The sequence below is a fragment of the Streptomyces sp. NPDC028314 genome (assembly GCF_055565795.1).
This window is the reverse complement of the sequence record NZ_JBVHTP010000015.1, coordinates 17,733-35,698: the sequence shown is the minus strand read 5'-3', so window position 1 is coordinate 35,698 and position 17,966 is coordinate 17,733. Positions and strand designations below refer to the sequence as shown.

18 protein-coding genes are annotated in these 17,966 nt (G+C 71.1%); 11 read left to right on the top strand and 7 right to left on the bottom strand.

Annotated features, from left to right (window positions below):
• Positions 1–97: 97 nt before the first annotated feature.
• The 3 genes from ACZ4TG_RS29895 to ACZ4TG_RS29885 are packed head-to-tail and all read left to right on the top strand — an operon-like array spanning position 98 to position 2,871.
• Positions 98–1,105, top strand: coding sequence for a sterol desaturase family protein (locus ACZ4TG_RS29895; protein ID WP_468168427.1), 1,008 nt, complete (start codon positions 98–100; stop codon positions 1,103–1,105).
• Positions 1,102–1,797: a lysoplasmalogenase gene (locus ACZ4TG_RS29890; protein ID WP_468168424.1), complete on the top strand. Its 696-nt coding sequence runs from the start codon at positions 1,102–1,104 to the stop codon at positions 1,795–1,797. The genes ACZ4TG_RS29895 and ACZ4TG_RS29890 overlap by 4 nt, the downstream gene beginning before the upstream one ends.
• 30 nt (positions 1,798–1,827) lie before the next feature.
• Positions 1,828–2,871 carry a zinc-dependent alcohol dehydrogenase family protein gene (locus ACZ4TG_RS29885; protein WP_468168421.1) on the top strand — a complete coding sequence of 348 codons (1,044 nt, stop codon included), beginning with the start codon at positions 1,828–1,830 and terminating at the stop codon, positions 2,869–2,871.
• Positions 2,872–2,972: 101 nt separating this feature from the next.
• Here ACZ4TG_RS29885 and ACZ4TG_RS29880 read toward each other — a convergent pair whose 3' ends face one another.
• A complete protein-coding gene (locus tag ACZ4TG_RS29880) occupies positions 2,973–4,520 on the bottom strand; it encodes a S8 family serine peptidase (protein ID WP_468168418.1) in 1,548 nt (515 codons plus the stop codon).
• Between the two features lie 254 nt (positions 4,521–4,774).
• On the opposite strand from ACZ4TG_RS29880, the gene ACZ4TG_RS29875 reads away from it, so the two are divergent.
• The 3 genes from ACZ4TG_RS29875 (at position 4,775) to moaA (ending at position 7,944) form a co-directional block, all read left to right on the top strand.
• A complete protein-coding gene (locus ACZ4TG_RS29875) occupies positions 4,775–5,143 on the top strand; it encodes a DUF485 domain-containing protein (RefSeq protein WP_468168415.1) in 369 nt (122 codons plus the stop codon).
• Positions 5,140–6,777 (top strand): solute symporter family protein, encoded by a 1,638-nt coding sequence (locus tag ACZ4TG_RS29870; RefSeq protein WP_468168412.1) that lies wholly within the window; start codon positions 5,140–5,142, stop codon positions 6,775–6,777. Before ACZ4TG_RS29875 ends, ACZ4TG_RS29870 begins: the two co-directional genes overlap by 4 nt.
• A 177-nt stretch (positions 6,778–6,954) precedes the next feature.
• The gene (moaA, locus tag ACZ4TG_RS29865) at positions 6,955–7,944 is read left to right on the top strand and encodes a GTP 3',8-cyclase MoaA (RefSeq protein WP_468168409.1); all 990 of its coding nucleotides are present in this window, start codon (positions 6,955–6,957) and stop codon (positions 7,942–7,944) included.
• 60 nt (positions 7,945–8,004) lie between these two features.
• Here the strand turns inward: moaA and ACZ4TG_RS29860 are convergent, their stop codons facing one another.
• Positions 8,005–8,259 carry a hypothetical protein gene (locus tag ACZ4TG_RS29860; RefSeq protein WP_468168406.1) on the bottom strand — a complete coding sequence of 85 codons (255 nt, stop codon included), beginning with the start codon at positions 8,257–8,259 and terminating at the stop codon, positions 8,005–8,007.
• Positions 8,260–8,397: 138 nt separating this feature from the next.
• Positions 8,398–8,676, bottom strand: coding sequence for a DUF3099 domain-containing protein (locus ACZ4TG_RS29855; RefSeq protein WP_468168879.1), 279 nt, complete (start codon positions 8,674–8,676; stop codon positions 8,398–8,400).
• Between the two features lie 236 nt (positions 8,677–8,912).
• Between ACZ4TG_RS29855 and ACZ4TG_RS29850 the strand changes: the two genes are divergently transcribed.
• Positions 8,913–9,191, top strand: a complete 279-nt coding sequence (locus ACZ4TG_RS29850; RefSeq protein WP_468168403.1) for a GlsB/YeaQ/YmgE family stress response membrane protein — start codon at positions 8,913–8,915, stop codon at positions 9,189–9,191.
• Between the two features lie 100 nt (positions 9,192–9,291).
• Here the strand turns inward: ACZ4TG_RS29850 and tyrS are convergent, their stop codons facing one another.
• Genes tyrS through ACZ4TG_RS29835 form a run of 3 tightly spaced genes read right to left on the bottom strand, consistent with a single transcriptional unit; the run spans position 9,292 to position 13,562 of the window.
• Positions 9,292–10,557, bottom strand: coding sequence for a tyrosine--tRNA ligase (tyrS, locus tag ACZ4TG_RS29845; protein ID WP_468168400.1), 1,266 nt, complete (start codon positions 10,555–10,557; stop codon positions 9,292–9,294).
• 51 nt (positions 10,558–10,608) lie between these two features.
• Complete coding sequence (locus ACZ4TG_RS29840) at positions 10,609–12,000, bottom strand: metallopeptidase TldD-related protein (protein WP_468168398.1); 1,392 nt, start codon at positions 11,998–12,000, stop codon at positions 10,609–10,611.
• Positions 12,000–13,562: a TldD/PmbA family protein gene (locus ACZ4TG_RS29835; protein ID WP_468168395.1), complete on the bottom strand. Its 1,563-nt coding sequence runs from the start codon at positions 13,560–13,562 to the stop codon at positions 12,000–12,002. The genes ACZ4TG_RS29840 and ACZ4TG_RS29835 overlap by 1 nt, the downstream gene beginning before the upstream one ends.
• 145 nt (positions 13,563–13,707) lie before the next feature.
• Between ACZ4TG_RS29835 and fabG the strand changes: the two genes are divergently transcribed.
• The 3 genes from fabG (at position 13,708) to ACZ4TG_RS29820 (ending at position 15,885) form a co-directional block, all read left to right on the top strand.
• The gene (fabG, locus tag ACZ4TG_RS29830) at positions 13,708–14,427 is read left to right on the top strand and encodes a 3-oxoacyl-[acyl-carrier-protein] reductase (RefSeq protein WP_468168392.1); all 720 of its coding nucleotides are present in this window, start codon (positions 13,708–13,710) and stop codon (positions 14,425–14,427) included.
• A gap of 4 nt (positions 14,428–14,431) precedes the next feature.
• Positions 14,432–15,202: an enoyl-ACP reductase FabI gene (fabI, locus tag ACZ4TG_RS29825; protein WP_468168389.1), complete on the top strand. Its 771-nt coding sequence runs from the start codon at positions 14,432–14,434 to the stop codon at positions 15,200–15,202.
• A 221-nt stretch (positions 15,203–15,423) separates the two neighbouring features.
• Positions 15,424–15,885, top strand: a complete 462-nt coding sequence (locus ACZ4TG_RS29820; RefSeq protein WP_468168386.1) for a hypothetical protein — start codon at positions 15,424–15,426, stop codon at positions 15,883–15,885.
• Between the two features lie 41 nt (positions 15,886–15,926).
• Here the strand turns inward: ACZ4TG_RS29820 and ACZ4TG_RS29815 are convergent, their stop codons facing one another.
• Positions 15,927–16,595 carry a FadR/GntR family transcriptional regulator gene (locus ACZ4TG_RS29815; protein ID WP_468168383.1) on the bottom strand — a complete coding sequence of 223 codons (669 nt, stop codon included), beginning with the start codon at positions 16,593–16,595 and terminating at the stop codon, positions 15,927–15,929.
• A 78-nt stretch (positions 16,596–16,673) separates the two neighbouring features.
• Here ACZ4TG_RS29815 and ACZ4TG_RS29810 point away from each other — a divergent pair, with 78 nt between their 5' ends.
• Positions 16,674–17,963: a CynX/NimT family MFS transporter gene (locus ACZ4TG_RS29810; protein ID WP_468168380.1), complete on the top strand. Its 1,290-nt coding sequence runs from the start codon at positions 16,674–16,676 to the stop codon at positions 17,961–17,963.
• Positions 17,964–17,966: the final 3 nt, after the last annotated feature.

The window sequence follows — 17,966 nt, the reverse complement described above, 5'->3', positions numbered from 1 at the left end:
GACCGTCCAGTATCAGGGGTACCTGCGGTAACCCAGTCGGATACCGATCGGTAACAACCCCTAGCGGCGCCCCGGAGAGCGCCTCTATGGTGCCGTCATGCCGAACCTGCCCGATGTCGTGCTGTGGTCCATACCCGCCTTCGTGCTGCTCACCGTCATCGAGGTGGTCAGCTACCGGCTCCATCCCGACGAGGACGCGGCCGGGTACGACACCAAGGACGCGGTCACGAGCGTCACCATGGGGATCGGCAGCATCGGGTTCGATCTGCTGTGGAAGATCCCGGTCGTCGCGGTGTTCACGGCGGTCTACGAACTGACCCCGCTGCGGGTGCCGTTCCTGTGGTGGACCGCCCTGCTGATGCTGCTCGCCCAGGACTTCCTCTACTACTGGCAGCACCGCGGCCACCACGTCATCCGCATCCTGTGGGCCTGCCACGTGGTCCACCACAGCAGCCGGCGGTTCAACCTCACGACCGCCCTGCGCCAGCCCTGGACCAGTGCCACGACCTGGTGGTTCTACCTGCCGATGGTGGCCCTCGGGGTGCACCCGGCGGTGATCCCGTTCTGCTACGGGATCAACCTCCTCTACCAGTTCTGGGTCCACACCGAGCGCATCGGCAAGCTGCCCCGCGCCTACGAGTACGTCTTCAACACCCCCTCCCACCACCGCGTCCACCACGCCTCCCAGGGCGGCTACCTGGACCGCAACTTCGGCGGGATCCTGATCATCTGGGACCGGATGTTCGGGTCCTGGGTGGGGGAGACGGAGCGGCCCGTCTACGGGCTCACCAAGAACATCGCCACCCACAACCCGCTGCGCGTGGCCACCCACGAGTACGCCGCCATCGCCCGCGACGTCCGTGCGGCCTCCAGCTGGCGCGAGCGCGCCGGACGCGTCTTCCGCGGTCCGGGCTGGCAGCCCGCCCCGGCCACCGCAGCCGCCCAGCCCGCCCCGGTCCCCGCAGCCGCCCAGCCCGCCCCGGTCCCCGCAGCCGCCCAGCCCGCCCCGGTCGCGGACCCGGTCCCGCCCGCCGAGGCCACGCCCGCCGAGGCCACGCCGACCGCGCCCGCCCCCGCCCCGCAGGCCACCGAGCACGCCGTATGAGCGTGACCGAATCCCGCACGCCGTCCCGGGCCCGCACCCCCGCCGGCGGCCGACGGGCGCTGCTCGGCCGGGCCGCCCTCGGCGGGTTCGCCGTCGCCGCCGCCTTCGACCTCGGGTCGCTGCTGGCCGACTGGCACACCGGGCACGTCATCGCCAAACCGTTGCTGATGCCGCTCCTCGTCGCGTACGTGATCACGCGCCGGGCTCCCCGCCTGCTGGTCGCGGCCCTGCTCTTCGGGTGGGGCGGGGACCTGGCCCTGCTCTTCGAGGCCGATCCCGCGTTCCTGATCGGCATGGGCTCCTTCGCCGCCGGGCACGTCTGCTACCTCGTGCTCTTCGGCCGGCGCGCAACGAGCCCGCTGCTGGGGGCCGCGTACGCCCTGGCGCTCATCGGCACCGTCTCCCTGCTCTGGGGCGACCTGCCGGCCGATCTGCGCGTCCCCGTCGCCGGCTACAGCCTGCTGCTCACCGCCATGGCCTACCGCTCCAGCGCCCTCGGCCTGCGCGCCGGGATCGGCGGGGCGCTGTTCCTGCTCTCCGACACCCTCATCGCCACCGGGGTCGCCGAGTGGCCGCAGCCGCCCCGGCCGGACTTCTGGATCATGGCCACCTACCTGGCGGCCCAGTACCTGCTGGCCAGCGGCGCGCTCGCACCGGCGCGGGCGTACCGTGGGGACGTCGTACAAGACTGAACCATCCCCGAGCCGGAGGACTGCACCACCATGCGCGCCACCGTCATCCACGCCCCGCACGACATCCGTGTGGAGGAGGTGCCCGACGCTGCGATCCAGCGCCCCGAGGACGCCGTCGTCCGCGTCCTGCGTGCCTGCATCTGCGGCAGCGACCTCTGGGCCTACCGAGGCGAGGCCGCGCGCCAGCCCGGCCAGCGCATCGGCCACGAGTTCCTCGGCGTCGTGGAGGAGACCGGCCCGGCCGTCTCCGGCCTGCGCGCCGGAGACCTGGTCGTCGCCCCCTTCATGTGGTCGGACGGCACCTGCGACTACTGCTCCGAAGGCCTCTACACCTCCTGCGTGCACGGCGGCTTCTGGGGCTCGGTCGGCCACGACGGCGGCCAGGGGGAGGCCGTCCGCGTCCCGCACGCCGACGGCACCCTCGTGAAGCTGCCCGCCGAGGCCGTCTCCGACGAGCACCTGCTGACCGGCCTGCTCGCGCTGTCCGACGTCATGGGCACCGGCCACCACGCCGCCGTGGGCGCCGGCGTCCGCGAGGGCTCCACGGTCGCCGTCGTCGGCGACGGCGCGGTCGGCCTGTGCGGGGTCCTCGCGGCGAAGCGCCTCGGCGCCGAGCGGATCATCGCGCTGGGCCGGCACGCCGTCCGTACGGACATCGCCAAGCTCTTCGGGGCCACCGACGTGGTCGCCGAGCGCGGCGAGGCCGCGGAGGCGGCCGTCCGCGAGCTCACCGGCGGGCAGGGCGCGCACTGCGTCATCGAGGCCGTCGGCACCGAGCAGTCCATGCGCACCGCCGTGAACATCACCCGCGACGGCGGGGCCATCGGCTACGTCGGCGTCCCGCACGGCAGCGGCACCGGCCTCGACCTCGGGGTGATGTTCGACCGCAACATCACCCTGCGCGGCGGTGTCGCCCCGGTGCGCGCGTACATCCCGGAGCTGCTGGCCGACGTGCTCAGCGGTGCGATCGACCCGGCTCCCGTCTTCGACCGCGCCGTCACCCTGGACGAGGTACCGGACGGCTACCGCGCGATGGACGACCGCAGTGCGCTGAAGGTGCTCATCAAGCCGTGAGCGCCGGACGTCCGGCACCGGCATCCATGAGCGCCCGCGCATGAGGAAGGGGCCGGCCGGGAGACTCCCCGGCCGGCCCCTTCCGCGCTAGGTCCCGCCGGTCACTTCACGGCGCTGAGCGCGTTCACCACGCCGTAGCCGTAGTAGCCGGTCTGGCCCCACTTGCTCTGGCAGGTGACGGCGTCGATGAGCGCGCCGGCGCCGTCGTAGATCTTGTCGGGGCAGGCCGTCTTCGTGGCCTGGCCCTTCAGCAGCGCCTGTATCTGCGAGGGCGTGGCGTACGGGTGGCTGCTCTTGAGCAGCGCCGCGACGCCCGCCACGTGCGGGGTGGCCATCGAGGTGCCCTGCTTGTAGCCGTAGCCGCCGCCCGGGAGGGTGGACAGCACCCGGCCGTTGGCGTCCGGCGTGGCCGGGACCTGGAACTTGTCCCCGCCGGGAGCGGCGACGTCCGCGACCCCTAGCCCGTAGCTGGAGTAGTACGAGCGGAAGCCCTGGTCACCGGTGGCGGTGACGGTGACCACGCCCGGCAGCTGCGTGGGCAGGTCCAGGCAGACCTTCGGGTCGATGGTGCGCGGCACCGGGGTGGCGTCGTCCGGGCTGCTGGTGTCGACGATCGAGTCGGCCGCCAGGTCGAAGTTTTCGTTGCCGGCCGCGGCCACGTTGAGGACGCCCTTGCGCTCGGCGTACTTGCTCGCCCGGGTGAGGGACTCCACCAGCGCCTTCTGGTCGTCGTCCGTCTTGCAGTTGAACATCCACGGGTCGACGTAGTAGCTGTTGTTGGTCACCTCGATCCCCTTCTCGGCGGCGAACATGAAGCCGCAGACGACCGCCTCGGTGAAGAACAGGCTGGTCCCCGGCTCGCTCACCTTGATCGCGGCGACCTTCACGCCGGGCGCGACACCGCTGACGCCCACCCCGTTGCGCGGCGCGGCGATGGTGCCGGCCACGTGGGTGCCGTGGTCGCTGCCGTCCGCGTACGGACGCCACGCGCCCTCGGTGGTGTCCGCGACGCCGCCGACGCAGTTGGCGGACTGGCCCTTGGAGAAGTTCGCGGCGAGATCCGGGTGGGTGTCGTCCACGCCCGTGTCGATGACGCCCACGGTGACGTCCGGGCTGCCATCGTTGATCTTGTGAGCCTGGTCGGCCTTGATCGCCCGCAGGTCCCACTGGTTGGGTTCCAGCGGCTCCTGACCCTGTGCGGCCCGGGCCGCCGCCTTCGCGGCGTCCGCCGCGCTCAGCTGCTGCGTGGTGCCCTCCTCGGTGGTGGCCACCGTGGTCAGCGGGGCCGTACGGGTGGCGCCGACCGACACGAACAGGCTCCGCTGGGCCCGCAGCGTCTTGGCGAACTCCGGGTTCTGGGAGTGTGCGACGACGACCCCGATCTGCTCATAGGACGTCACCACCGTTCCACCGGCCCGCTCGACGGCCTTCTTCGCCTGCTTCACCGTCCCGTAGGCGGTCAGGTTCGCCACGTACGAGAGCTTGGGGCCGGAGGTGTCGGGCTTGGCCGCGGCCGCCGGGCCCGCCGTGTTGCCCAGCGGGGCGGCGGAGGCCGCGACCGAGGGGAGGAAGGCGAGCGAGGCGGTCAGTGCCAGTCCGACCGGAACGGCGAGGGCGCGCCGTCGGTGACCGGTTCCCAGATGAGCCATGGGTTCTCCACATCATCCTGAAAGCCGCGCGGGCACGGTTGCGCCCGACGGGGTCATGACACGCGAACCTAGTGCTGTTGTTCGGCCTTGCGCCATCAGTTCGAGGAATCAGTTTCCAAAGAAACAGCGGGTGTTGAACCGTCCCGACACGCCGGCCGTGCCGTTGACAGGGGGGATCAGCACCACCATCCCCCCACACGGAGGTTGTTTTGTCCGTCGTCCCCACCGCACCCGCGTCACAAGGAGAGCCCCCCGTGACCACCGAAGCAGCAGCGCCGCCGCCGGGCGGTACGGGATCGCGCCCGGCGACCCCGAGCGCCGAAGAGTTCACGACCGTCCAGCAGAGCCCGGAGTTCGCGGAGCTGCGCAGCTCCTACCGCTCCTTCGCCTTCCCGCTCACCGTGGCCTTCATCGCCTGGTACCTGCTCTACGTGCTGCTGTCCAACTACGCCGGCGGCTTCATGGGGACCAGGCTCTTCGGGAACATCAACGTCGCCCTCGTCCTCGGCCTCGCCCAGTTCGCGACGACCTTCCTGATCGCCTGGCTGTACTCGCGGCACGCCGCTGCCAAGCTCGACCCGAAGGCATCGGCCATCAAGGCGCGGATGGAGGCCGGGGAATGAGCGGAGCCCTCCACCCGGCGGCGGGTCCGAGCCTGGCCGCGGGGGCCAGTGACCACCAGCCGCTGATCATCACCCTCTTCGGGCTGTTCGTCGTCGCGACGCTGATCATCACGGTCTGGGCCGGCCGCCAGACCAAGGACGCCGCGGACTTCTACGCGGGCGGACGCCAGTTCACCGGCTTCCAGAACGGCCTCGCCATCTCCGGCGACTACATGTCCGCCGCGTCCTTCCTCGGCATCGCCGGGGCCATCGCGCTCTTCGGCTACGACGGCTTCCTCTACTCCATCGGCTTCCTCGTCGCCTGGCTGGTGGCCCTGCTGCTCGTCGCCGAGCCGCTGCGCAACTCCGGCCGCTACACGATGGGCGACGTGCTCGCGTACCGGATGCGCCAGCGGCCCGTCCGGACCGCCGCGGGCACCTCCACCATCGTGGTCTCGATCTTCTACCTGCTGGCCCAGATGGCCGGAGCGGGCGTACTCGTCTCCCTGCTCCTGGGCATCACCAGCGACGGCGGCAAGGTGGCCGTGGTCGCCCTGGTCGGCGTTCTGATGATCGTCTACGTGACCATCGGCGGGATGAAGGGCACCACCTGGGTCCAGATGATCAAGGCGGTGCTGCTCATCGCGGGCGCGCTGCTGATCACCTTCCTGGTGCTGCTCAAGTTCAACTTCAACATCTCCGACCTGCTCGGCACCGCCGCCGAGAACAGCGGACAGGGCGCCAAGTTCCTGGAGCCCGGACTGAAGTACGGCAAGGACGCGACCACGAAGCTGGACTTCATCTCCCTCGGCATCGCCCTCGTCCTGGGCACCGCCGGCCTGCCGCACATCCTGATCCGCTTCTACACCGTGCCCACCGCCAAGGCCGCCCGCAAGTCCGTGAACTGGGCCATCGGCATCATCGGCGCCTTCTACCTGATGACCATCGCCCTCGGATTCGGCGCCGCCGCCCTGCTGAGCCGTGACGACATCCTGAAGTCCAACAAGGCCGGCAACACCGCCGCCCCGCTGCTCGCCCAGGAGATCGGCGGCGGCGCCGACTCCACCGGCGGCGCGATCCTGCTCGCCGTGATCTCCGCGGTCGCCTTCGCCACCATCCTCGCGGTGGTCGCGGGCCTGACCCTGGCCTCCTCCTCGTCCTTCGCGCACGACCTGTACGTCAACGTCATCCGCAAGGGGCAGGCCACCGAGAAGGAGGAGGTCCGCGCGGCCCGCTGGTCCACCGTGGTCATCGGCGCCGTCGCCATCGGCCTCGGCGCGCTCGCCCGGGACATGAACGTCGCCGGACTGGTCGCCCTGGCCTTCGCCGTCGCCGCCTCCGCCAACCTGCCGACGATCCTCTACAGCCTCTTCTGGAAGCGGTTCACCACCCAGGGCGCGCTGTGGTCCATCTACGGCGGCCTGATCTCGGCGGTCGGCCTGGTGCTGTTCTCCCCGGTGGTCTCGGGGAAGCCCACCTCGATGTTCAAGGACGCCGACTTCTACTGGTTCCCGCTGGAGAACCCCGGCATCATCTCCATCCCGCTCGGCTTCCTGCTCGGCTGGCTGGGAACCGTACTGTCCAAGGAGAAGGCCGACCCCCGGAAGTTCGCCGAGCTGGAGGTCCGCTCCCTCACCGGAACAGGGGCGCACTGAGATCGTCCGAACACCCAGCGTGGCCGCGTCGTACTTCCGTACGACGCGGCCTCGCCGCCTCTCGTTCATTCGGGCACCCCTATACGCGAGAGGCGTCGCGTAGGCTCGAATACAACGCCCGCAGTTCATCCACAGCTGCGTGAACCTCTACAGATCCGGACAGGGGAGGGGGCCCACGTGCTTCTCGACACCTACGGCCGCGTGGCCACTGACCTGCGCGTCTCGCTCACCGACCGGTGCAATCTGCGCTGTACGTACTGCATGCCCGAGGAGGGCCTGCAGTGGCTGCAGAAGACGGACCTGCTCACCGACGACGAGATCGTCCGGCTGATCCGCATCGCCGTCACCCAGCTCGGCATCACCGAGGTCCGCTTCACCGGCGGCGAGCCGCTGCTCCGCCCCGGCCTGGTCGGGATCGTCGAGCGGTGCGCCGCGCTGGAGCCCCGCCCCAAGATGTCCCTCACCACCAACGGCATCGGCCTCAAGCGCACCGCACAGGCGCTCAAGGCCGCCGGCCTGGACAGGGTGAACGTTTCCCTCGACACCCTGCGGCCCGAAGTCTTCAGGACCCTCACCCGCCGCGACCGGCACAAGGACGTCATCGACGGCATGTCCGCCGCCCGCGAGGCCGGCCTGACCCCCGTCAAGGTCAACGCCGTCCTGATGCCCGGACTCAATGACGACGAGGCCCCCGACCTGCTCGCCTGGGCCGTGGAGAACGAGTACGAGCTGCGGTTCATCGAGCAGATGCCCCTCGACGCCCAGCACGGATGGAAGCGCGACGGCATGATCACCGCCGGCGACATCCTGCAGTCCCTGCGCACCCGCTTCACGCTCACCGAGGAGGGCGCCGACGAGCGCGGCTCCGCCCCGGCCGAGCGCTGGGTGGTGGACGGCGGCCCCGCCACCGTCGGCGTCATCGCCTCCGTCACCCGCCCGTTCTGCGGCGCCTGCGACCGCACCCGCCTCACGGCCGACGGCCAGATCCGTACGTGCCTCTTCGCTACCGAGGAGTCCGACCTGCGGGCCGCGCTCCGCTCGGGCGCCCCGGACGAGGAGATCGCCCGGCTGTGGAAGGTGGCGATGTGGGGCAAGAAGGCCGGGTCCGGTCTGGACGACCCGACCTTCCTGCAGCCCGACCGCCCGATGTCCGCCATCGGCGGCTAGGCGGCCCCGGGGCTGCCCCGCACCCTGCGAAGGCCCGCACCCTTCGAAGGCTCGGACCGGCTACTGCCGCTCCGAGCCTTCCGGCTGTACCCACTCGTCGAGCTTCACGACGTCCTTGAGGAAGCCTCGTACCCCCAGGAACTGGGAGAGGTGCTCGCGGTGCTCCTCGCACGCCAGCCAGGTCTTGCGCCGCTCGGGCGTGTGCAGGGTCGGGTTGTTCCAGGCCAGGACCCAGACCGCCGCATCACGGCAGCCCTTGGCGGAGCAGGTGGGAGCGGTGCCGGGTGCGCTGGTGTCCGTATCAGGGGAGTTCACAGCCTCAACCCTACAAACGGAAGGGCGACGCCGGGCAGCCACGGGGGGAGCTGCCCGGCGTCGGTCCGTCGCTCCGACGGGGGATGCGGAGCGCGTAGGCAGTATGTCACGCAGGACCCGGTGCGGTGCACCGGAACTTCATGATTGATCTGAGCTTTTCTTGAGGTTTCCCGCCTCCAGTGCCGGGAGCACAGGTGACGGCATGAAGTGCGAGGGCAGCGAGGGCGTCGACTCGCGCCCCGCGTTGGCGATGACCACCGCCACGTACGGCAGCAGAGCACCGGCGATCAGCGTCACGACCGCCACATGGCGCTCCACGTTCCACAACAGCACCGTGGCGATGACCGACAGGGTCCTGATCGTCATCGAGATCACGTACCGGCGCTGCCGTCCCCGCACGTCCTCGGCGAGGCCCATCCGCGCTCCGGTGATCCGGAAGACCTCGGCCCCGTTCCGCTTCGTCCGCTGCACGTTTCCACCACCCGATCCACCCGCCGGACGCTCCCCGGCCCGGAGGCTTCCACCGTACGCCGCCCGCCGGACGGCGGGGAGCAGGGGGGTGTCCCCCGAACGGAGCTGTCCGAAATGCGCAGTACGCCGGCCGGGTCGAGACTGGGCCCACATGCGCACAACGCGCCACGAGGAGGCTCGACATGCAATGGTTGTGGGCGATCATCGTCGGATTCGTGCTGGGCCTGATAGCCCGGGCCATCCTGCCGGGCAAGCAGCACCAGCCCCTCTGGCTGACCACCATCTTCGGCATCCTCGGCGCGCTCCTCGGCAACGCCGTATCGCGGTGGATCGGCGTCGAGGACACCAAGGGCATCGACTGGATCCGGCACTTGCTGCAGCTTGCCGGAGCCGTCCTCATCGTCGGACTCGGCGACATGCTCTACATGGCGGTCCGGGGCAACAAACACCAGACGACCTGAGGGCCGCCGCCCCGGTCCGCCGGGGTACGACGGAGGGGCCGGCCGGACCAACGTCCGTACCGGCCCCGCGTCATGCCCGCGCGCCGCGGCGCGCCGGGTCTCAGCCCGTGACCTCGACCGCGGCCAGGTTCTTCTTGCCGCGGCGCAGCACCAGCCAGCGCCCGTGCAGGAGGTCCTCCCCGGCGGGGACCGCGTCCTCGGCGGTGACCTTCACGTTGTTCACGTAGGCACCGCCCTCCTTCACGGTCCGGCGCCCGGCGGACTTGCTGGCGACCAGGCCGGTTTCCGCGAGCAGGTCCACCACCTGTCCCAGCTCGGCGACCCGTACGTGCGGCAGCTCGGAGAGGGCCGCGGCCAGCGTGGCCTCGTCCAGCTCCGCCAGCTCGCCCTGGCCGAACAGCGCCTTCGAAGCGGCGATCACGGCGGCGCACTGGTCCGCGCCGTGCACCAGCGTGGTCAGCTCCTCCGCCAGCGCCCGCTGGGCGGCGCGCGCCTGCGGCCGCTCGGCGGTCTGCGCCTCCAGCTCCTCCAGCTCCTCACGGGACTTGAAGGACAGGATCCGCATGTAGGTGGAGATGTCCCGGTCGTCCACGTTCAGCCAGAACTGGTAGAACGCGTACGGGGTGGTCATCTCCGGGTCCAGCCAGACGGCCCCGCTCTCGGACTTGCCGAACTTCGTGCCGTCGGCCTTGACCATCAGCGGGGTCGCCATCGCGTGGACGTGCGCGTCCGGCTCCACCCGGTGGATCAGGTCGAGCCCGGCCGTCAGGTTGCCCCACTGGTCAGAGCCGCCCTGCTGGAGGGTGCACCCGTAGCGGCGGTACAGCTCCAGGAAGTCCATGCCCTGGAGGAGCTGGTAGCTGAACTCGGTGTAGCTGATGCCCTGGTCGGACTCCAGCCGCTTGGCGACGGAGTCCTTCGTCAGCATCTTGTTGACGCGGAAGTGCTTGCCGATGTCCCGCAGGAACTCGATGGCGGACATGCCCGCCGTCCAGTCCAGGTTGTTCACCATGAGCGCCGCGTTCTCGCCCTCGAAGGACAGGAACGGCTCGATCTGCGAGCGCAGCCGGGTCACCCAGTCCGCGATGGTCTGCGGGTCGTTCAGCGTGCGCTCGGCCGTCGGGCGCGGGTCGCCGATCTGGCCGGTGGCCCCGCCGACCAGCGCCAGCGGCCGGTGGCCGGCCTGCTGGAGCCGGCGCACGGTGAGCACCTGGACCAGGTGTCCCACGTGCAGCGAGGCCGCCGTCGGGTCGAAGCCGCAATAGAAGGTGACGGGACCGTCCGCGAACGCCTTGCGCAGCGCTTCTTCGTCGGTGGACTGGGCGAAGAGCCCACGCCACTTCAGTTCGTCGACGATGTCCGTCACGGTCTCTCGACTCCTTCGATGTCTGAAAATGCCGTGCTCAGTCTAGGTGGGTCAGACACCCTTGCTGACCGAGCTCATGTTGAAGTCCGGGATGCGCAGCGCGGGCATCGCGGCCCGGGTGAACCAGTCGCTCCACTCGCGCGGCAGGGTCTTCTCGGTCCGGCCGGCCTCCGAAGCCCGCGACAGCAGGTCCACCGGGGACTCGTTGAACCGGAAGTTGTTGACCTCGCCGACGACCTGCCCGTTCTCCACCAGGTAGACCCCGTCCCGGGTCAGGCCCGTGAGCAGCAGCGTCGCCGGATCCACCTCGCGGATGTACCAGAGGCAGGTCAGCAGCAGACCCCGCTCGGTGGCGGCCACCATCTCCTCCAGGGAGCTGTCGCCCCCCGCGTCCAGGATCAGGTTCCCGAAGCCGGGGGAGAGCGGCAGCCCGGTCAGCCCGGCGGTGTGCCGGGTCGTGGTCAGCCGGGCCAGCTCGCCCCCGCTGATCCACTCGGTCGCCGGGACGGGCAGGCCGTTGTCGAAGACCGAGGCGTCGTCGCCCGAGCTGTGCGCGATCACGAACGGCGCGGACTCCAGGCCCGGTGCGTGCGGGTCGCTGCGCAGGGTCAGCGGCAGCTCGGACAGCTTCTCGCCGAGCCGGGTGCCGCCGCCGGGCTTGGAGAAGACCGTCCGGCCCTCCACCGCGTCCCGGGCCGCCGCCGACCACATCTGGTAGATCATGAGGTCGGCCACCGCGGTCGGCGGCAGCAGGGTCTCGTACCGCCCGGCGGGCAGGTCGATCTTCCGCTCCGCCCAGCCGAGGCGGACGGCGAGCTCCGCGTCCAGGGCCGTCGGGTCCACGTCCTTGAAGTCCCGGGTCGAGCGGCCGGCCCAGGCCGAGCGGGAGCGGTCCGGGGACTTGGCGTTGACCTCCAGGGTGCCGTTGGGCTGGTCGTGGCGCAGCCGCAGCCCCGTCGAGGTGCCGACGTACGTGGAGACCAGCTCGTGGTGGGCGAAGCCGTACAGCTCCCGGCCGCCGGCCCGGGCCCGGGCGAAGGCCTCGCCCAGCGCCGGGGCGAAGTCCGCGAAGACGGCCGAGGAGGTCTCGGCCGGGGCGTCGGTGAAGTCCGGCGAGGCCGGGGTGCCGGTCACCAGCGGCTGGGCGTCCTCGGCGGGCCCGGCATTGCGCGCGGCCTCCTCGGCGGCCCGTACGAGCGGTTCCAGGTCGGCGGCGGTCACGGCCGAGCGCGAGACGACCCCCGAGGCCGCCCCCTCCTTGCCGTCCACCGTCGCGATCACCGTCAGGGTCCGGCCGCGGGTGACGCCGTTCGTGGTGAGCGCGTTGCCGGCCCAGCGCAGGTTGGCGCTGGACTCCTCGTCCGCGATGACGACGCAGCCGTCGGCGGTGGACAGCTCCAGGGCGCGCTCGACGATCTCGTGCGGCTTCGTACGATTCGACATCAGCGTCCGGCCTCCTGCGTGGTGTTCAAGATGTTCACGTCGCGGAACAGCGCGGACGGGCAGCCGTGCGAGACCGCAGCGACCTGGCCCGGCTGCGCCTTGCCGCAGTTGAAGGCGCCGCCCAGCACGTACGTCTGCGGGCCGCCCACCTTCTCCATGGAGCCCCAGAAGTCGGTGGTCGTGGCCTGGTACGCGACGTCGCGCAGCTGCCCGGTCAGCCGGCCGTTCTCGATCCGGAAGAACCGTTGTCCGGTGAACTGGAAGTTGTAGCGCTGCATGTCGATCGACCAGGAGCGGTCGCCGACCACGTAGATCCCGCGCTCCACCCCGCCGATCAGGTCCTCCGTGGACAGCCCGCCCGGATCCGGCTGGAGCGAGACGTTCGCCATCCGCTGCACGGGCACGTGCCCGGGGGAGTCGGCGTAGGCGCAGCCGTTGGAGCGCCCGAGGCCGGTCAGCTTCGCGATCCGCCGGTCCAGCTGGTAGCCGGTCAGGGTGCCGTCCTTGACCAGGTCCCAGCTCTGCGCCTCGACGCCCTCGTCGTCGTACCCGATCGTGGCCAGACCGTGCTCGGCCGTGCGGTCACCGGTCACGTTCATGATCGAGGAGCCGTACTTGAGCTTGCCCAGCTGGTCGAAGGTGGCGAAGGAGGTCCCGGCGTACGCGGCCTCGTAGCCCAGCGCCCGGTCGAGCTCGGTGGCGTGGCCGATGGACTCGTGGATGGTGAGCCACAGGTTGGACGGGTCCACGACCAGGTCGTAGCGCCCGGCCTCGACGCTCGGTGCCCGCATCTTCTCGGCGAGCAGGCCGGGGATCTGCTCCAGCTCCGCGTTCCAGTCCCAGCCGGTGCCGGTCAGGTACTCCCAGCCGCGCCCGGCGGGCGGGGCGATGGTGCGCATGGAGTCGAACTCGCCGGTCGTGGCGTCGACGGCCACCGCGGTGAGCTGCGGGTGGATCCGCACCCGCTGCTGGGTGGTGACGGTGCCCGCGGTGTCCGCGTAGAACTTGTTCTCGTGGACGGCGAGCAGCGAGGCGTCCACGTGCGCCACCCCGTCGGCCGCCAGCAGCCGGGAGCTCCAGTCGGCGAGCAGCGCGGCCTTCTCGGTGTCCGGCACCTCGAACGGGTTCACGTCGTACGCGGAGATCCACGTCCTGTCGGCGTGCACGGGCTCGTCCGCGAGCTCGACCCGTTCGTCCGAACCGGCCGCCTTGATCACCTGGGCCGACAGCTTCGCCATGGCCACGGCCTGCGAGGCCACCTTGGCGGCGCCGTCCATGGTCAGGTCGACGCCGGAGGCGAACCCCCAGCTGCCCCCGTGCACGACCCGGACCGCGTAGCCGAGGTCGGTGGTGTCGGACCCGCCGGACGGTTTGGCGTCCCGCAGCCGCCAGGAGGCGCTGCGGATCCGCTCCAGCCGGAAGTCGGCGTGGTCGCTGCCGAGCGCGCGGGCCCGGGCGAGCGCCGCGTCGGCGAGCGCCCGCAAGGGCAGCGCGGTGAAGGCCGCGTCGATGGTATGGGGCACGGAAGTCCTCCCGGGGTCGGGGCCGGTGACCCCGATCATGTCGCGCTCGGGGCTCTTGTGCCTACATCTTTCTGTAGGGACTCGACAGACCCCGCCGCAAGGCCCTGTCGGGCTCCGATTCTCCGTAAGGACGATGGGACCTATAGGTTTTTGCTATTCAGACTGCTAGCGAAAGGGTGATCCGTTGAGCCGCTCGGTTCTCGTCACCGGAGGAAACCGGGGCATCGGCCTCGCCATCGCCCGAGCCTTCGCGGAGGCCGGCGACAAGGTCGCGATCACGTACCGGTCGGGAGAGCCGCCGCAGGCGCTCACCTCGCTGGGTGTGCTGGCCGTCCGCTGCGACATCACCGACTCCGACCAGGTGGAGCAGGCCTACAAGGAGATCGAGGACAAGCACGGCGCCGTCGAGGTGCTGGTGGCCAACGCGGGCATCACCAAGGACACCCTGCTGATGCGGATGTCCGAGGAGGACTTCGCCTCGGTCCTCGACACCAACCTCACCGGCACGTTCCGGGTGGTCAAGCGCGCCAACCGCGGCATGCTCCGCGCCAAGAAGGGCCGCGTGGTCCTGATCTCCTCGGTCGTGGGCCTGATGGGTTCGGCCGGCCAGGCCAACTACGCCGCCTCGAAGGCCGCGCTGGTGGGCTTCGCCCGCTCGCTCGCCCGCGAGCTGGGCTCCCGCAACATCACCTTCAACGTCGTCGCGCCCGGTTTCGTGGACACCGACATGACGAAGGTGCTCACCGACGAGCAGCGCGCGGGCATCGTCGGCCAGGTGCCGCTCGGCCGCTACGCGCAGCCCGAGGAGATCGCGGCAGCCGTGAGCTTCCTGGCGTCCGACGCCGCCTCGTACATCACCGGAGCCGTCATTCCCGTTGACGGCGGATTGGGCATGGGTCACTGATCACATGAGCGGAATTCTCGACGGCAAGCGCATCCTCATCACCGGGGTGCTGATGGAGTCGTCCATCGCCTTCCACGCCGCCAAGCTGGCCCAGGAGCAGGGCGCCGAGGTCATCCTGACGGCGTTCCCCCGCCCGACCCTGACCGAGCGCATCGCCAAGAAGCTGCCCAAGCCGGTCAAGGTGCTCGAACTCGACGTCACCAACCAGGAGCACCTGGACCGCCTGGAGGGCCTCGTCCGCGACGAGCTCGGCGGCCTCGACGGCGTTCTCCACTCGATCGGCTTCGCCCCGCAGGACGCCCTCGGCGGCAACTTCCTGAACACGCCCTTCGAGTCGGTCGCCACCGCGATGCACGTCTCGGCGTTCTCGCTGAAGTCGCTGGCCATGGCCTGCAAGCCGCTGTTCCCGGCGGAGGGCGCGGCCATCGTCGGCCTCACCTTCGACGCGCAGTTCGCCTGGCCGCAGTACGACTGGATGGGCCCGGCCAAGGCCGCGCTGGAGGCCACCAGCCGCTACCTCGCCCGTGACCTGGGCAAGGAGAACATCCGCTGCAACCTGGTCTCGGCCGGTCCGATCGGCTCGATGGCCGCGAAGTCCATCCCCGGCTTCTCGGAGCTGGCGGACGTCTGGAACTCGCGTTCGATGCTGGAGTGGGACATGAGCGACCCGGAGCCGACCGGCAGGGCCATCGTCGCCCTGCTGTCGGACTGGTTCCCGAAGACCACCGGCGAGATCGTCCACGTGGACGGCGGCCTGCACGCGATGGGTGCCTGACCCCCGGGTCGAGGGCCTTACGTCCGTACGGCGGTGGCCGCGCTTCCCTTCCGGGGAGCGCGCCCACCGCCGTTCTCGCCTGGTGGGGGGCGGGTTCCGGGGGTCCGTTCGATCAGATTTTCGCCGCGTGCCCGGAACTTCCCGAGTCGTAAAGGCGGACAGATGCCTGCAAACTGACCCCGTCGGGATCTTCCCGGCTCCTTCGGGGAGGAGGTGCGGGCGTGAGAGCGAGGTCGAGCCGAGCGGTATCGCTGCTGGTCACCTCGATGGCCCTGGCCGGTCTCCTGATCCCGGGAGCCGTCGCCCAGCCCGGCAGCGAACCGGCACCCGGCCCGGAGATCGCCGCCCCGGCCGAGGTCGACCTGGCCGAGATCCCCGCCGAGCCGCCCGAACAGCCCGTCCGGCCCGCACCCAAGGAGCTCTTCGGGGCCGACTGCGACACCGCGATCGAGGGCTCGCAGGTGACGGTGTACTGCCACAACGGCTATCCCGAGACCGATCTGATCCGGCTGCACGTGGAGTGCGACCGCTGGTGGGACGTGGACGGGGACGGCGCCGCCGTGGCCGTGGGCCCGGCCGGCCGGGTCGAGCTCACCAGCCGGTGCTGGAAGGAGGTCCGCACGGCCTGGGTGAGCCACGAGCGCCCCGGGCAGCGAGCGCGCCAGGCGCCGGACCGGCGCTAGGTCCGTCTCTTCCGGATCTTGCCGGTGAAGAAGAGCGCGGCCTAGCCACCCAGGCAGACGAAGGGGTAGCCGGCCGCCTCCGACGCGGCCGCGTCGGCGTCCCCCCGGCGGATCGCCTCGATCAGCCGGGCGTGGTCCAGGTGCGAGGCGGGATCCAGCTCCGTCCCCACGTCCGTGCGCAGCCAGTCCGCCACCAGGTCCCCGAGGTCGGCGTACAGCTCGATGAGCACGTCGTTGTGCGAGGCCGTCACCACCGCCATGTGCAGGCTCACGTCCGCCGCCACGAACAGCTCCGCGTCCCCGCTCGCCCAGGCCTCCTCGCGCCGCGCCAGCAGCGCGTCCAGCTGCGCCATGTCCCGATCGGTACGCCGCTCCGCCGCCAGCCGGGCCGCCGAGGACTCCAGCGTCGAACGCAGCTCCGCGATGTGCCGCGGGTCGGCCCCGGCGAAGCGCCGGTGCATCACGCCGGCCAGCTCGCTGGTCGCGATGACGTACGTACCCGAACCCTGGCGGATGTCGAGCAGGCCGTTGTGCGCGAGGGCCCGGACGGCCTCCCGCACCGTGTTGCGGGCGACCCCCAGCAGCTCCACCAGCTCGGGTTCGGTGGGGATGCGGGAGCCCACAGGCCACTCACCGGAGGTGATCTGGTTCCTGAGCTGGGCGATCACCTGGTCGACGAGCGCGGATCGCCGGGGCGATGTCAGCGGCATGCGATCGGTGTCCTCTCCGGACGTGAAGATGGAACGCGGGCTGGACAACCAATCATCCCATGATTCTATGATGGCTGAATGTCCGACGACGAAATCCAGACCATGAACCGGCCCCAGGCCGCGCGCACGGCACCCCCGCAGTCCCTCCCCGCCCCCGTCACCCCGCAGCCGGTCTGGCTCGGCCCCGTGCTCATCGTCGGAATCGTGCTGGCCGCCCTCAACCTGCGGCCCGCCATCACCAGCCTCGGCGCCCTCTTCGAGGAGACCCGTACGGGCCTCGGCATGAGCGGCACCGTCGCCGGACTCATCACCTCCGTCCCGGCCCTGTGCTTCGCCGTCTTCGGCATCACCGCACCCCGCCTCTCCCGCCGCTTCGGCCCCGCCGCCGTCGTCTGCGCGGGCATGGCCGCCGTCGCCGCCGGCCTGCTGATCCGGCCCTTCGCGACCAACGCCGCCTGGTTCCTCGCCGCCAGCGCCCTGTCCCTGGCCGGCATAGCCCTGACCAACGTGCTGCTCCCGGTGATCGTCAAGCGCTGGTTCCCGGACCGGGTCGGCACCATGACCGGCCTCTACTCCATGGCCCTGGCCGCCGGCACCTCCCTCGCCGCCGCCGCGACCGTCCCGCTGACCTCCGCCCTCGGCGGCAGCTGGCGCACCGGCCTGCTGATCTGGGCCGTCCTCGCGGTGGCCGCCGTACTGCCCTGGCTGCCCGTCACCCTCGCGGCCCGCCGGGAGAAGGCCGCGGCGCCCGCCGCCACCGGCCGCGCCGACCGGGGCCCCTCGGTCGTCCGCAGCCGCACCGCCTGGGCCCTGGCCAGCTACTTCGGCCTCCAGGCCACCGGCGCGTACGTCACCATGGGCTGGCTCCCGCAGATCTTCCGCGACGCGGGGGTCTCCGCCGGGACCGCAGGCGTACTGCTCGCCGTCACCATGGTCATGGGCGTCCCGCTGGCCTTCGTCATCCCCGGCCTCGCCGGCCGGATGAAGAACCAGGGCGCCATCGCCGCCACCCTCGGCCTCTTCGGCTTCCTGGGATACGCCGGCCTCTGGTTCGCCCCCGCCGCCGGAGCCTGGGCGTGGGCCGTCCTGCTCGGCGTCTCCAACTGCGCCTTCCCGCTCGTCATCACGCTGATCGGCCTGCGCGCCAAGTCCCCGGCCGGCGTCGCGAAGCTCTCCGCCTTCGCCCAGAGCACCGGCTACCTCATCTCCATCCCCGGGCCGCTCCTCATCGGCACCCTCTACCAGCACAGCGGCGGCTGGGACCTGCCCCTCGCCCTGATGGCCGGACTGCTCATCCCGCAGATCGCGCTCGGCCTCCTCGCGGGCCGGGACCACACGATCGAGGACGAATGCGGCATGCGAGACTGAACG